The sequence below is a fragment of the Photobacterium aquae genome, assembly GCF_001029445.1.
Classification (GTDB): domain Bacteria; phylum Pseudomonadota; class Gammaproteobacteria; order Enterobacterales; family Vibrionaceae; genus Photobacterium; species Photobacterium aquae.
Map to the genome: position 1 here is coordinate 1 of NZ_LDOT01000107.1, position 242 is coordinate 242.

The window sequence follows — 242 nt, forward strand, 5'->3', positions numbered from 1 at the left end:
TTCTTCAATAAACTTCATCGACATTATCCACTGGCCAGTACTCCAATACAATTTATAGTAATTCGTCTCCCATTGTCCCTCATCCTCACTAAACAGCTTTTCTGCTAGTCCATACAGGTTACCATTAGCCGACACCATGGCATCATTAAGGGCCATACAGTATGAGGCCTTGATACCATGCTCGCACATAGGATAAACATGACGCTTGGCCACTGCTGGAATGTGAGGTGTGGTAAACGTGG

The 242-nt window shown here is 44.6% G+C and carries 1 protein-coding gene; it reads right to left on the reverse strand.

Annotated features, from left to right (window positions below; genetic code table 11):
* A partial coding sequence (locus ABT56_RS24470) for a hypothetical protein (RefSeq protein ID WP_205626114.1) occupies positions 1-242 on the reverse strand: 242 nt, incomplete at both ends.